Raw genomic sequence first — 13,830 nt, forward strand, 5'->3', positions numbered from 1 at the left:
CTGTCACTCCATACGCTGTAGTCCGGTGTCCGGCACATGGTATGCCCGGGTGTGGTGAATGTCCCGAGCCGACCTGTACATCAATCCACTGATGAAGGCGAGTGCGCCGAGCGCGAGCACGGCCGTCGTGGCCAGCCAGAAGCCGACGCGCGGCGAGTACTCCGGGTAAGCGCTCGCGTGCAAAACCGTCCCCGCGGGTATAGCGCGGTTGAGTATGCCGATGTGGAATTCGATCGGGAAGCAGATCGCCGCGACGTATACCGCCAGTCCGCCGACGACCGTGGTGAACAAGCCCGCGAAGATCCCACTGGCCGTCGCCGCGGAGCCGACGTTCGCGGCCAGCAGGATCAGCGCGATGGTCAGGGCCAGTGACAGGAACAAGTCCGCCTTGGCGCCGGCGTTCAGCGAGCCGAACGTGCAGCAGGTGATCGATCGGGTCGAGCCGTTCTGCTCCGGTACGGCGATGTGGAGCGTCGTGACGAAGTCGGACGCCAGCGAGAGGGCGAGTGTCACGAGACCGGTGATCAGCACGGCCGGACGTGGCTTCGGCCGCCGCTCGAAGGCCGGCGGCGCCTGGCCGCCGCTCCCGCGCAAGCCGAGGAGTATGACGCAGATCGCGGCCGGCAACGCCAGCACCTGACACCCCGTGATGCACCGGTCGATGGTCGTCTGCGTGCCCATGCCGTACTTCGGCCAGCGGAGGTCGCACACGACGTTCGCGAACCAGAGTCCGCACAAGCCCAGGCCGTAGCCGACGGCGAAGTTCCTGGTCCGGGGCGCCACCAGCAGCGCCGCGCAGACCAAGGCGCCGAGGAGGAAGTTGAGCACGTCCGGCATCGAGGTCAGCGCGTCGTAAAGGTGCTGGTCGGATGGCACGGACGTGTTGTACGGCTGGAAGATCAGCACGGTGTTCAGCGCCGCGTCGGCGACCAGGAATCCGATCGCCAGCCAGCGCGCGACGCGGCCTCGGTCACGCGTCACGGTGAGGAACTGTTCGGTCATGCCCCCGCCCCCACCCCTCCCCAGGTGTCAGCACGGTGCCCGCCGGAAGCGGATCTGATTTGGTATTAGCTCAATAGCACGCTAGCTCAGTAGCATCAGCCCCGTAAGTACGGTCATGGCCAGTTCGCAGCCGTAGACCGTCGCCGGAGAGCCGAGCAGCGCGCCAGTGCCGCTCGTCCCTACCGTGGCCGGCAACAGCTTCGTCATGCCGTAGCCGAGCACGAGCGCGGCGACCCAGACGTACGCCAGGAACCCCAGCACGGCCACCCCGGGAGCTCCGGTGGGCAGCATCGTCGTCATGCCCGGCATCGAGCTCATGCCCATGTCCGCGGCCGGCCGCAGCAGCATCACGATCATCGCCGCACCGACGATCGCGTGATGCGGATCGAGCAGGTGCGTCGAATCCTTCGGCGCGCAGCCGCAGTTCACCTGCCGGCCGCGTAGCCGCGCCGTCACGCCGCGCACCGAGGTGAAGGCGGCGAAGCCGGTCAGGACGGCGAAGAAGGCCAGGCTCACCGACGTCGGCGGCCGCGGCAGTCCGGGCACGAGCAGGATCGCCATGCCGAAGCCCATCGCGGCGTGCGCGACCTCCGCGTTGCGCGCCGCGCCCGTCAGCGCGCCGCCCGAGCCTCGGGCCAGCGCCAGCCGTGCCGTGGCGCGGGCCGCGAGAGCCAGCAAGACGAGCGTGAAGAACCAGGACAAGAGTGCGGAATCACTCAGCATTCCCCCCATCCCTCCAGATAGTAGGCGTCTCCACCTAGGAGGCTGCCCCCGCGCCACCCCCGGTATTCACGTTAGGGCAGTGGTGCGACAGTATTGACGGCGTGAATTCGGATGGATCGGCACGAACGGCGCGCGCCGCGCTCTTCGCGCTGGTCTGCGTCGGCGTGGGCACGGTGCTGCACCGGGTCGCCGACGGTTGCGACCCCGGCTGGGTCGGCCCCGCGCTGGCCGCGCCGGTGGTCTGGCTGGCCGCCTACGGCCTGGCCCGGTGCGAACGCCGGCCGGCCGTGGTCACCCTCGCCCTCGGCGTCGGCCAGCTCTGCCTGCACGTCGAGCTCGGGTGGTTCTGTCCGCCCACCCCCTCGGCGATGCCGGGCATGCCGCCCGGCTTCGGCGGCAGCGCCCCGGCCCACACCACCGTCGCGATGCTGGTCGCGCACACGCTGGCCGTGCTGATCTGCGGCGTCTGGCTCGGTCTCGGCGAGCGCAGCTTCTTCGAACTCTGCCGCGCCCTGCCCGCGATCGCCCGCCGCGCGGCCGACCGCGCCGCCGTGGCGCTGGCCGTCGGCCGAGCCTTCCGGGCCGCCCCCGCAGGCGCCCGCCCGAGTAATTTTCACGCCACCGCGCGGAAAACCGCCCGCCTTTCCGGACGTCCCACGCCGAGCCCGCGGGTGCTGCGCGGCCCCCCGCCGTGCGTCGTACCGAGCTGAGCAAGGAGGAACCCGAACCCCTACACAAGGACGCCATTCCATGCTTTCTTCCTTCGGCGTGCCCACGCGCCGTGGCCGCCGCGTCGCCGCCGTGGCCGCCCTGACCCTCACCGGCCTCGCCATCGCCTCGACCGCTTCCGCGCACGTGACCGTCAGCCCCGGCTCGCTGCCGCAGGGCTCGACCGCGGAGCTCACCTTCAAGGTGCCCGACGAGGAGGCGAACGCGAACACGGTCGAGCTCCAGCTGCAGATCCCCACCGACCACCCGATCGCGCAGGTGCTCGCCAAGCCGGTGCCCGGCTGGACCGTCACGCTGCACACGGTCAAGCTGGCCAAGCCGCTCACCACCGACGACGGCACCTTCACCACCGCCGTCGACGAGGTCGACTGGACCGGCGGCAGCATCGCCCCCGGCCAGTACCAGGACTTCCAGATCTCGGTCGACCCGCTGCCGAGCGATGCCGACCAGCTCGTCTTCAAGGCCGTGCAGACCTACTCCGACGGCAACGTCGTGCGCTGGATCGACCTGAGCTCGAGCACCGACACCGACCCGGAGCACCCCGCTCCGGTGCTCACCCTGACGCCCGCGTCGGACTCGGACTCGGACGCCGCGGCCGGCCCGTCCACCTCCGCCGCGCCGGCCGCCCGGAGCGGCACCTCCGCCTCCGCCTCGTCCGGATCCTCGTCGTCCTCCGGTGACGGCCTGGGCGTGGCCGGCCTCGTGCTCGGCGCGATCGGCGCGATCGCCGGCGTGGGCGCGCTCCTGACGGCCCGCAAGAACCGGCAGGGCAGCTCTCAGTGAACCGACCGACCCTCGCGGGTCCCCGCATCGGTCGCCGCAAGGGCCTGCGCGCCCTGCTCGCGGCGGCCGGTGCGGCCGTGGTCGTGGTCTTCGCCGCGGCCGGCCCCGCCTCCGCCCACGCCACGCTGGAGAACACCAGCCCGGCACAGAGCGCCGTGGTCTCCTCCGGGCCCGCCGACGTCAGCCTGACCTTCGACGAATCCGTCGGGATCAGCGCGGACAGCATCCGGGTGTTCGACCCGGCCGGCAAGCGCGTCGACGACGGCCAGACCACCGCCACCTCGAACCCTGACACGATCCAGATCAACCTGCGTGCGGGTCTGGGTAACGGCACCTACACCGTCGCCTGGCACGTCATCTCGGCCGACTCGCACCCGGTCGAGGGCGCCTACGTGTTCTCCGTCGGCGCGGCGAGCTCCACCAAGGTGGATCAGGCCACGATCAACGTCTCCTCCAGCCGGGCCGTGGGCGTCTTCTACGGTTCGCTGCGCTGGCTCGGATATCTCGGCTACGCCCTGCTCTTCGGCGGCTTCGTCTTCCTCGCCCTGTGCCGGCCGACCGGCGGCTCCGACCCCCGGGCCTTCCGGCTGCTCGCGATCGGCTGGACGGCCTCGCTGGCGGCCGCGCTCGGGGTGCTGGTGGTGCAGGGCGCCTACGCCGGGGAACTGCCGCTCGGCGACGCCCTGGACGGCAGCGTGCTGCGCGGCACGCTCGACACCCGCTTCGGGCAGGCTGTGCTCGCGCGGCTGATCCTGCTGGCCGCCGTCGCGCCGCTGCTCGCCGCCACGCTCGGGCGCCTGCCCGCGGCCACCGCCCGCGGCCGCGCGCTGTTCCTCGGCTCGGCCGGTGTGCTCGGCGTGGCCGGAGCGGCGACCTGGGCCGCCGCGGACCACGCGTCCACCGGCATCCAGGTGCCGTTGGCGGTCTTCTCCGACCTGGTGCACATCAGCGCCATGGGCCTGTGGCTGGGCGGTCTGGCCATGCTGGCGCTGGTGGTCTGCCGCCCGGCCGCCGAGGCCGCCGCGGAGGACGCCGTGCCCGCCGTGCGCACCTTCTCCCGGCTCGCGCTGTGCTGCGTCGGCTCACTCGTGGTCAGCGGCGTCTACCAGGCCTGGCGCGGCGTCGGATCCTGGGCGGCGCTCGGCGACACGGCGTACGGCCGGCTCGTCGTGCTCAAGATCGGCGGGATCTGCGTCCTGATCGGGCTCGGCTGGATGGCCCGCGACTGGATCCGGCGTGCCGTCGAGCACACCGGCAGCAGCGCCGTCCCCGAGGCGCAGCGGATCGACGCGGACGGGCTGCTGCTCCGACTGCGCCGTTCGGTGGTGCTCGAGGCGGTCGTCGCGATGGTCGTGCTCGTGTTCAGCTCGATCCTGGTGGCCAGCGAGCCCGGGCGCGCGGCCCAGGCGGCCGCCTCCGGCCCGACGAGCGCCAACCTGACCTTCGACACCGGCACGGCCAAGGGCACGCTCAGCGTCTTCTTCAGCCCCGGCAAAGTGGGTCTGAACCAGGCGCACCTCTACCTCGACAACAGCAAGGGCCTGCCGTACGACGCGGCCCAGCTGACCATGCAGTTCTCGCTCGCCTCGGCCAAGCTCGGGCCGATGAACGCCACCGTCATCCACGACGGCCCCGGCCACTACATCGACACCCCGATCGCGCTGACGTTCCCCGGCGAATGGACCTTGTCGGTGACGATCCGCAGCGACGACTTCGACGAGACCACGGTGACGGTTCCGATCAAGATCAGCCCCTGATCGGCGGTGTCAAGCACCCGGGCGCGCGTCGCGCCCGGGAGTACTCCATTCGCTCGTCCAATCACATATTCCGGTCGATACCGGAGCAAAATGAACACCGTGAACCTGACGACGAGGTGGAAGGCCCCCGTGGCGCTGGGCGTCGCCGGGGCCGCGGTGATCGCCGCGGGAGGCTTCGGCCTGATGAAGGCCGGAGTCTTCCGCAATGACAACGACGAGTACACCGCCGCACCGATAACCAACGCGACTCTGGCCCAGATATCCATCAGCAACGGATCCACGGGCGTGGCCCCCAACACCCCGCTCGTGCTGACAGCTCCGCCCGGCGAGACGATAGGCTCGGTGACCGTCGCCGATGCCACCGCGCATTCCGTGGCGGGCACCTACAGCCCCGACCGACGTACCTGGACCTCTCAGAACGACCTGCGCGTATCCGACGCGTATCAAGTCACGGCCGTCACCACGAAGGCCGCCGACAACGGCGTGGGCATCGAACACGCCTCCTTCCAGACCACCACCGAGCCGGACTCGCTCAAATTCGACTCCGTGTTCCCGACCGCCGGTTCGACGGTCGGTGTAGGCCAACCGGTGGTCATCACCTTCACCCAACCGGTCAAGGACAAAGCCGCGATCGAGCGGGCCCTGACCGTCACCTCCAGCCCGCAGCAGACCGGCTCCTGGGGCTGGCTCTCGGACACCCGGGTGGACTACCGCCCGCAGTCCTACTGGAAGACCGGCACGAAGGTCTACGTGAACATGGCCTTCGACGGCGTGGACCTCGGCGGCGGCAAGTTCGGCGCCAAGGACCACCAGGTGGCCTTCACCGTCGGCCGGGATCAGGAGACCACCATCAACGTCTCCTCCGACGTGGCCGTGGTGGACCGGTCCGGCAGCCAGATCCACAGCTTCACCGTTAGCGGCGGGATGCCCGGCCTGGACACCTGGGACGGCACCTACGCGGTGATCGACAAGGCCACCGACATCGTGATGGACTCGCGTACTGCGGGCCTCGGCGACGCCTACTACGAACCCGACGTGAAGTGGGACGTGCACTTCACCTCGTCCGGCACATACGTGCACTCGGCCCCCTGGTCGGTGGGCGCGCAAGGCCATGAGAACGTCTCCCACGGCTGCGTGAACACCAACCCGGCCGACGCGCAGTGGTTCTACGAGAACACGCTGCCGGGCGACATCATCAAGGTCGTCGGATCCCCGCGGACCGCGGCCCTGGGCAACGGATTCAACGACTGGCAGCTGTCCTGGGCCGACTGGCAGGGCAAGTCCGCGCTGTCGAACTCCTGAGCAGACCCCGGAAACGCACCGGCGCCCCGGACCGTCACGACGGTCCGGGGCGCCGGCTGTGTTGCCAGGTCGGTACTTTGTCTCAGATCAGAGCAGATCAGATCAGAGCAGGGAGGCCGACAGCGCCTGGGTCAGCGCGCCGTTGCTGGTGTCCCCGTCCAGCGACCACACCGAGGCGCCGCGCAGGCCGGCCAGGTCGATGTACAGGCCCTTCTCTGCGATCGTGGTGGGGTTGTCGTAGGAGTAGAAGGTCTGCGACGCCGGGTCGTACTTCCAGACGGACGCCGTCACCGGGTCGTAGTGCACGGTGCCGGGCGCGTCGACGACGGCCTTGTAGCCTTCCTGGTCCGACGCCGCGGCACCGGTGGCCGGCTGGTAGAGGCCGTTGTTCGTGGCACTCACACCCGCCCACGCGTGCGCGTAGTACGGGATCTCCAGCGCGATCTTGTCAGCCGGCACGCCGTGGCTCTCGTAGTACTGCACCGTCTGCACGATGGAGAACTTGTCGTTCGAGGCCTGCGGGTCCTTGGGGTCCGGCAGCAGGTTCTGGGTGAAGTCGGTCTGGTTCTCCCAGCCGCCGTGGAAGTCCACCGTCATGACGTTGAGCCAGTCGGCCGTCTTCGCGACCGGGGCCAGCTGCAGCTGCTGGGCGTTCGTGTACTGATTCGGCGAGACGTCGGCGGTCAGCACGTAGTGCTCGCCGTTGGCCTTGCCGGCCTGGTCCATCGAGGTGCGGAAGGTCTGCATCAGCGCGGTGAAGTCGGGGGTGTCCTGCGGGCCGTACGGGTTGTTGTTGCCGACCTCGTTCGGGTACTCCCAGTCCAGGTCGATACCGTCGAAGATGCCCTTGGCCGCGCCCGGGGCCAGGCCCGGGATGTTGCCGTTGAGGTACTGGTCGACGCAGGAGTCGACGAAGGCCTGCCGCCCGGCGGCGGTGGAGGCCAGCGCGGAGAACTGGTTCGACCAGGACCAGCCGCCGATGGACATCACGATCTTGAGGTTCGGGTACTTCGCCTTCAGCTCCTTGAGCTGGTTGAAGTTGCCCGCCAGCGCCTGCGTGGAGGTGTCGGCCACCCCGTTGACCGCCTCATCGGCGGAGAACGGCCGCTGGTAGTCGGCCCACGAGTCGCCCGAGGTGCACAGGCCGTCGGCGGAGACCGAGGAGAAGGCGTAGTTGATCTCGGTGAGCTTGCTCGCAGCTCCGTCCGAGATCAGGTTCTTCTCCAGGAAGCCGCTGTAGATGCTCCACTGGGTGAAGAAGCCGATGGCCACCTTGCCATTGCCCGTGCTGTGGGCTGGACCCGACGAGGCCTGGGCGGCGGCGCTCGGCAGCGCCGTCGCGGCGACCGTGGCCGCGGCGACGAGCAGTGTTCTCATTCTCAGGGTGCGCATTGCTCTCCTTGTGACGGAGCGAGCCGGGCCAGGAGCGGCCAGAGTGGACTAGACCATGCGTCTGTAGCCGAAAGGTATAGTCCAATTTCTGCGCCAGGACAAGAGCCTGGCTTTCACCAGGCCCTCCTCTTCGTGCATGTGCGCGTCCGGAGCAGGTCTGTCCGGTTCGGTGCTTCTTGCGTGCCGCCTCAGCGCGTCAGTTCTTCAGTGCTTCAGTGCTTCAGTGCTTCCCGCGACGGCGCGGCAGTGAACGGATCGGACGGCGCATCACCAGTCCGGCGCCCAGCAGGAAGAACCCGCCGACCGCCAGCGCCACTCCCTCGTCCCGGCGGCTGATCTCCGCCGCCGCCAGATCCGCGGCCGTCAGTGCCTGGACGGCTGGCTTCGCGGAGCTCGATGCGCTCGCGCTCGCCGACGCGGAGAGCGACCCCGAGGCGGCCAGGCCGGCCGGCTGGAGCGTGGAGACGCCGGGCGGGTCCACCTCCGAGCCCTCGCTCGCCAGCAGTGAGTAGCTCTGGCCGGTCGGCAGGGTCGGCAGCGCCGAGGAGTTGACCACGCCGTCGTAGCGGAACGGCGCGAACCCGTTGTCCAGGAAGGCCGAGAGCGGCGCGTCCACCACGTAGCGCGCGTCCGTGCCCGGGTGCGCCTCTTCGAAGTAGTCGAACTCGGTGTGCTGGGTGTCCGCCCAGCCCGCGAACAGGATGGTGTGCTTGTCCGAGAGCAGTATGTCGCCGGGCAGCATCGTGGCCGCCGGGATGGTGCGCGAGACCAGGTTGAGGTTCCCGGTCCAGAAATCGGTGTACTGATCCAGGTCCCAGGCCATCGAGACGTAGCCCGAGCAGTCCTGCCGGTAGGTGCCGTTGGCGTTCGTCCACCACGAGGTCTGGCTGTAGGGCACCTGCTGGGTCACCCACAGCTCGGCCCGGGTGATGATCTGCGCCCGGGTGATGGTGCCGGTCGGCAGCTGGTAGCCGGCGTCGCCCGGCGGCACCGAGGTGTAGTAGTAGCTCGAGCCGGTCGGCGAGACGGTGTACACCGGTATCGTCGGCGTCGAACTCGCGGGGGTCTTCGCCGGCGCGCCGCCCTTGCCCGTGTTCGTGGGCGTGGCGGACCGTGTCGCACTCGGCGTGGCCGACTGCGTAGCGCTCGGCGTGGCGGACCCGGACCGCGTCGCGCTCGGCGTGGGCGCCGTGCTGACCCCGGAGGGCGAGACCGTGGCCGACACCGTGGGGCACGGACTCGCGCTCACCGAGGCCGTCGCCGGCGTGCTCGGGTCGTTCGGCGCGCTCGCCCCGTCATCGCCGGACGGAGAACTCTCGGCGGAGCTCGAATCCGTCGCGCCGGCCGAGGCGGACGCGGTATCGGAGGGCGTTTCCGAAGTCCCGGCCGTAGGCGTGCTCGAGCAGGCCGGGGAAGAGGAATCGGCCAGCGCCGAGACCGGAAGCACGAGCGAGGTGCCGTAGACCAGCGAGCTCACGCCGACCGACACCGCGACCGCGGCCGCGGCCCGGCGGCCGCGTCCGACCCCTGATATACGGCTCGATGAGCCCTGATTCGACGCTTCGGTCACGGCTCCTCCAAGAAGCGTTGCGGGCGGGCAGATCTTGCCGCCCCCCAACCTAGCAACCGCGGCACCGGGATGGGACCGGTAGATCGGTAACACTCGGGAAATACCGTCCGAAGACACGCCACTAGCCAACCGGCGCGCGTCGCACTACGTTGCGATCGTGGCGCGCGCTGTGACGCGCCCCCGACCACCCCGGACGGTGCACGAGACGCGGGCAGGGCCGCGCCGGGACGCAGATTCCTCCATAGAGGCGGGAGCAGCCGGTGAGTGTCGGCGCCATGGGCGGTCCGTCGGCGGACCGATCACCGGCCGGGCTGAGCCCGGCCGAGAACTGGTCGGACGTGGTGATGGGACTGGACCTGCCACGGCTGACCAGGTACCTGACGGTGCGGCTGCCCGGCTCGATCCGACCACCGCTGCGCGCCATGCCGCTGCCCGGCGGCCGTTCCAACCTCAGCTACGAGCTCTGCGACGGCGACGGCCGGGTGCTGGTGCTGCGCCGCCCCCCGCTGCCGCTCGGCCCCGGCGGCCCGGTGCCGGTCCCGGCCACCCTGGCCACCCCGGCCCCGGAGACCAGCCGCTCGGACATCCGGCGCGAGTACCAGGTCATCAGGGCCCTGCATCAAGCGCACGGCCGGGCCGGCCGGGTCCCGGTGGCCGAGCCCTACCTGCTGTGCCAGGACGCGTCCGTGATCGGCGCGCCCTTCTTCGTCACCGCGAAGGCGGCCGGCACCGTCTACCGCTCGGAGAAGCAGTGCGCCGCGCTCAGCCCCAGCCAGGCCCGGGCCGTCTCGCACGGCCTGCTCGACGTGCTCGTCGCGCTGCACCAGGTCGACGTGCGCGCCGCCGGCCTCGCCGACTTCGCCCGCACCGACCAGTTCCTCATCCGCCAGGTGGACCGGTGGGACCGGCTGCACGCGGCCAGCGCCAGCCGGGAGGTGCCGCGGCTGGCCCGGCTGGCCGCCGCGCTGCGCGCCGGCGTCCCGGCCGGCGGCCGGATCTCGGTGCTGCACGGGGACTACCGGCTGGAGAACGTCGTGTTCGACCTCGCCTCCATCGGCCGGGTCAACGCCGTGCTCGACTGGGAGGCGGCCACCCTGGGCGACCCGCTGGTGGACCTCGGCCTGTTGCTGACCTTCTGGGAGGGACCGGACCAGCCGCTCAACCCGATCTCCTCGGCGCACACCCGCACCCGCGGCTTCCCGACCCGCCGTCAGCTCGCCGACCGCTACGCCACCCGCACCGGCTACGACTTGTCCCGGATCGGCTGGTATATAGCGCTCAACCACTACCGGGTGGCCGGACTGCTCGAGGTGCTGCACTACCGGGTCAACCACGGCCTGCCCGTGCCGCCCGGGCTGGAGCGGGCCGGCAGCTGGGTCGGCCCGCTGATCGAGGGCGGGCTGACCGCTCTGCGCGAGAACCTCTGAGCGCGCCGGGCGTCCGCGGTGAACCGTCTGCGCGCGGCGGTCGTGTCATGGAAGGGGGCGGCGGTCTGCGGCGGCGGACGTGGCCCGTGGCGGTCGCATACGGGGGCGGCGGTCTCCGGGCGGCGTCGGCCGTGCCCTGACACGCCGGGACGCGCCGTCCTGCCTGTTCCGGGCCCCGGCCGTGGCTAAGGTGGCCGCATGTCGGCGCGGGCGGCGTGTGAGACCGAGTCCGCGTGGACGACCCGGGTCTGGCGTGGGCTCGCGGAGGAGTGCGCCCGCGTCTTCGTCCCACCCGTCCGGGCGATCCGGTTCCGCGGCCTGCGGGCCGTCCCGCTGGCTCCGGCCTGCGCCGGCCTGATCGCCGCGTTCGCGGTGCTGCAGCACACCGGCCCCGGCTGGTGGCTGGTCGAGCACGTCGCAGCGGTCTACCAGGCGCTGCCGGTCTGGCTGATCGTGCTGCGGCTGCCGCTGTCCATGCTGGCCCCGGCGCCAGACCTGCCCGCCTGGGGCGCGGTGGCCCAGGTGCTGGTCGTGTTCGCGGTGGCCGAGGCCCAGTTGGGGCGTTGGCGCACTTTGCTGCTCGCGGTGTGCGCCAATGCGCTGACAACGCTCTCCGCGCGCCTGATGTGGGTGGCCGGCCAGACACTGGGCGTGGGCACGCCGCAGATCGACGCGTACGAGTTGGACACCGGCCCGTCCACCGTCGTGGTGGCCCTCTCGGTCTACGTGCTGCTCAGAGCCCGCGCCTGGCGGCTGCTCGCGGTCACGGCGCTGGCGATGGCGCTCGAGACGCTGCTCGCCCCGAACCTGGCCGGCCGTGAGCACCTCGTCGCCCTCGGTCTCGGCGCGGCCGCGTACGTTCTCGGCGACCGGATCCCGGTCGCCGTGCGTAACCGGCGCCGGCGCGCTTTCCTGTGATGCTTATCACATCTGACGGTGTTTCAAGGGGCATCACCCCAAGCCGGAGTCGACAACAAGGCCGATCTTGGAATATATACGAATACTGATCGCAAGGTCGGGCGGGCTCGGCCGGCCGATCTCGAGTTCGAAGATCGGAGCCGAAGCCGCCGTGACGCCAGAGCGCGCCATACCCAGACCTCGCACGGGCGCAGGTGCCGTGCCGGCCGTCCCGGCCACCCCCGCACCGGCGCTCGCGCCGCATCGGGACCGGGGCACGGTGGCGGTGATCCTCTTCCAGCACGGCCCGCTGTTCGAGAACTCGATCCCGCTGACCGTCTTCGGCGTGGACCGCCGCGGACACGGGCTGCCCTATTACCGGCTGCTGGCCTGCATGGGTGAAGCCGGCCCGTTGCCCACCACCGGCGGCATCCTGCTGGCTACCCCGTACGGCCTAGCCGCCGCCGAGGCCGCCGGCACGGTGATCGTGCCCGCCTGGCGCTCGCCCACCGACCGCCCGCCCGAGCCCGCCCTGGCCACGCTGCGCCGCGCCGCGAAGGAGGGCGCGCGCGTCCTCGGCCTGGACAGCGGTGTGTTCGTGCTGGCCGCGGCCGGGCTGCTGGACGGCCGCCCGTGCACCACGCACTGGCTCTACGCGCCCACCCTGGCCCGCCGCTTCCCGCGGGCCCAGGTGCTCCCGCGCGAACTGTGCGTGGACGACGGCGAGGTCGTCACCGGAGCCGGCGCCGCGGCCGGCATCGACGCCTGCCTGCAGGTGGTCCGCCGCGACCACGGCGCCCAAGCTGCCGCCCGGCTCGCCCGCAGGCTGGTCTTCCCGGCCGGCCGGCGCGGCGGCCAGACCCCCTACTTCGACAACGACGTCCCCGACGAGCTGCGCGGGGACCCGCTGGCCGACGCCATGACCTGGGCCCTGGACCACCTGACCGAACCGCTCGACGTGGACGCCATGGCCGCCCGGGCCGCGATGTCCCGTCGCTCCTTCGACCGCAAGTTCCGCCTCACCATCGGCGTCGCGCCGCTGCAGTGGCTCAACGCGCAGCGGGTGATGTACGCCCAGCGCATGCTCGAGTCCACCGACCTGGCGATGGATCAGATCGCCATCCGCAGCGGCTTCGGCTCCCTGGTGGCCATGCGCGGCCACTTCCGCCGCATGCTCTCCACCTCGCCGACCGCCTATCGCAGCGGCTTCCGCACCACCCCCGCCGTCCGCACCCGCGGACAGGGCCAGGACATGCCGGAGGCGCTGGACGGCGGCGATAGGCCGGACGGGTTGCAGTCCGTCGCCCAGGACGAACCGGAGGTCCTCCTTCCGGAGCAGCCGGCGCCCGGCTCCGACCAGGACCGCGAGGAGTACGGCGCCGTCCTCGGCTCCGCCGCCGGCGGCCGCGTGACCGGCCGGATCCCCGCTCCCGGCGAGCACCGCCGAGATCGTCTCGACCAGCCCGCGGTGGAGGGCTGAGCGTGCGGACCGGTAGCCTCGGTGGCATGAATGACCGGCTGGTGTGGATCGACTGCGAGATGACGGGCCTCGACCTGGCGCACGACGCGCTGATCGAGGTGGCCGCGCTGGTGACCGACTCGGATCTGAACATCCTCGGCGACGGCGTGGACGTGGTGATCAAGCCCCCGGCCGAAGCGCTCGCCCAGATGAAGGAGTTCGTCCGGGACATGCACGTCCACTCCGGCCTGCTCGCCGAGCTGGAGGGCGGCGTGAGCCTCGAGGAGGCCCAGCGCCTGGTGCTCGAGTACGTCCGCGCGCACGCCCCCGAGCCGAACAAGGCGCCGCTGGCCGGCAACACGATCGGCACCGACCGCGGCTTCCTCGCCCGCGACATGCCCGAGCTCGAGTCGCACCTGCACTACCGCGTGGTGGACGTCTCCTCGATCAAGGAGCTGGTGCGCCGCTGGTACCCCCGGGTCTACTTCCAGGCCCCCGCGAAGACCGGCAACCACCGCGCCCTCGGGGACATCAAGGACTCGATCGAGGAGCTGAAGTACTACCGGGCCACGGTGTTCGTCGCCCAGCCCGGCCCTACCTCCGAGGACGCCCGCGCCACCGCGACCCGCTTCGGGTCGGCCGGGAGCGGCGCCGGGACCGGGACGAACGGGAGCGGCGCGAGCGCCTGAGGCGGCGGGCTCCGGTTGGGTGGGCTCAGCTCAAGCGACTGAGCCACCTCGGCCGTCTGCCGTGGCTGCTTTCGGCTGATCGTTTGGTCGGTTGGGCCGG

13 protein-coding genes are annotated in these 13,830 nt (G+C 71.2%); 9 read left to right on the forward strand and 4 right to left on the reverse strand.

Annotated elements, in window-relative coordinates; genetic code table 11:
- Positions 1–3: 3 nt before the first annotated feature.
- The gene (locus ACTRO_RS27580; RefSeq protein ID WP_034267673.1) at positions 4–1,002 is read right to left on the reverse strand and encodes a hypothetical protein; all 999 of its coding nucleotides are present in this window, start codon (positions 1,000–1,002) and stop codon (positions 4–6) included.
- Between the two features lie 81 nt (positions 1,003–1,083).
- Entirely contained in the window at positions 1,084–1,725 is a 642-nt protein-coding gene (locus ACTRO_RS27585) for a DUF5134 domain-containing protein (protein WP_034267676.1), read from the reverse strand.
- A 101-nt stretch (positions 1,726–1,826) separates the two neighbouring features.
- Here ACTRO_RS27585 and ACTRO_RS27590 point away from each other — a divergent pair, with 101 nt between their 5' ends.
- From ACTRO_RS27590 to ACTRO_RS27605, 4 genes are all read left to right on the forward strand, one after another.
- Positions 1,827–2,435, forward strand: a complete 609-nt coding sequence (locus ACTRO_RS27590; RefSeq protein ID WP_034267678.1) for a hypothetical protein — start codon at positions 1,827–1,829, stop codon at positions 2,433–2,435.
- A 40-nt stretch (positions 2,436–2,475) separates the two neighbouring features.
- Positions 2,476–3,237 carry a YcnI family copper-binding membrane protein gene (locus tag ACTRO_RS27595; RefSeq protein WP_034267681.1) on the forward strand — a complete coding sequence of 254 codons (762 nt, stop codon included), beginning with the start codon at positions 2,476–2,478 and terminating at the stop codon, positions 3,235–3,237.
- A complete protein-coding gene (locus ACTRO_RS27600) occupies positions 3,234–4,994 on the forward strand; it encodes a copper resistance CopC/CopD family protein (RefSeq protein ID WP_051451474.1) in 1,761 nt (586 codons plus the stop codon). Before ACTRO_RS27595 ends, ACTRO_RS27600 begins: the two co-directional genes overlap by 4 nt.
- Before the next feature lie 99 nt (positions 4,995–5,093).
- Positions 5,094–6,296, forward strand: coding sequence for a L,D-transpeptidase (locus ACTRO_RS27605; protein ID WP_169739951.1), 1,203 nt, complete (start codon positions 5,094–5,096; stop codon positions 6,294–6,296).
- 102 nt (positions 6,297–6,398) lie between these two features.
- On the opposite strand, the gene ACTRO_RS27610 is transcribed toward ACTRO_RS27605, so the two are convergent.
- Positions 6,399–7,688: a glycoside hydrolase family 18 protein gene (locus ACTRO_RS27610; protein WP_034267683.1), complete on the reverse strand. Its 1,290-nt coding sequence runs from the start codon at positions 7,686–7,688 to the stop codon at positions 6,399–6,401.
- A gap of 220 nt (positions 7,689–7,908) precedes the next feature.
- On the reverse strand, positions 7,909–8,724 hold the full coding sequence (locus tag ACTRO_RS43975) for a hypothetical protein (protein WP_051451477.1): 816 nt from the start codon (positions 8,722–8,724) through the stop codon (positions 7,909–7,911).
- Here ACTRO_RS43975 and ACTRO_RS27620 point away from each other — a divergent pair.
- The 5 genes from ACTRO_RS27620 to orn all read left to right on the forward strand — a co-directional run bounded on the left by ACTRO_RS27620 (position 8,717) and on the right by orn (position 13,730).
- Entirely contained in the window at positions 8,717–9,151 is a 435-nt protein-coding gene (locus tag ACTRO_RS27620; protein ID WP_034267685.1) for a hypothetical protein, read from the forward strand. The two genes, ACTRO_RS43975 and ACTRO_RS27620, sit on opposite strands and share 8 nt — an antisense overlap.
- Before the next feature lie 367 nt (positions 9,152–9,518).
- Positions 9,519–10,685, forward strand: coding sequence for a phosphotransferase family protein (locus tag ACTRO_RS27625; RefSeq protein WP_245594512.1), 1,167 nt, complete (start codon positions 9,519–9,521; stop codon positions 10,683–10,685).
- A gap of 198 nt (positions 10,686–10,883) precedes the next feature.
- Positions 10,884–11,603, forward strand: a complete 720-nt coding sequence (locus tag ACTRO_RS27630; protein WP_051451479.1) for a hypothetical protein — start codon at positions 10,884–10,886, stop codon at positions 11,601–11,603.
- A 199-nt stretch (positions 11,604–11,802) separates the two neighbouring features.
- Positions 11,803–13,062, forward strand: a complete 1,260-nt coding sequence (locus ACTRO_RS27635) for a helix-turn-helix domain-containing protein (RefSeq protein ID WP_063628084.1) — start codon at positions 11,803–11,805, stop codon at positions 13,060–13,062.
- Positions 13,063–13,088: 26 nt separating this feature from the next.
- Positions 13,089–13,730 (forward strand): oligoribonuclease, encoded by a 642-nt coding sequence (gene orn / locus ACTRO_RS27640; protein WP_034267688.1) that lies wholly within the window; start codon positions 13,089–13,091, stop codon positions 13,728–13,730.
- Positions 13,731–13,830 lie beyond the last annotated feature (100 nt).

Origin of the sequence: Actinospica robiniae DSM 44927 (genome assembly GCF_000504285.1) — a bacterium.
GTDB lineage: Bacteria > Actinomycetota > Actinomycetes > Streptomycetales > Catenulisporaceae > Actinospica > Actinospica robiniae.

Coding starts and splice junctions, on each gene's coding strand:
- ACTRO_RS27580 (WP_034267673.1), bottom strand. CDS start 1,002: ATGACCGAACAGTTCCTCACCGTGACGCGTGACCGAGGCCGCGTCGCG.
- ACTRO_RS27595 (WP_034267681.1), top strand. CDS start 2,476: ATGCTTTCTTCCTTCGGCGTGCCCACGCGCCGTGGCCGCCGCGTCGCC.
- ACTRO_RS27610 (WP_034267683.1), bottom strand. CDS start 7,688: ATGCGCACCCTGAGAATGAGAACACTGCTCGTCGCCGCGGCCACGGTC.
- ACTRO_RS27585 (WP_034267676.1), bottom strand. CDS start 1,725: ATGCTGAGTGATTCCGCACTCTTGTCCTGGTTCTTCACGCTCGTCTTG.
- orn (WP_034267688.1), top strand. CDS start 13,089: ATGAATGACCGGCTGGTGTGGATCGACTGCGAGATGACGGGCCTCGAC.
- ACTRO_RS27630 (WP_051451479.1), top strand. CDS start 10,884: ATGTCGGCGCGGGCGGCGTGTGAGACCGAGTCCGCGTGGACGACCCGG.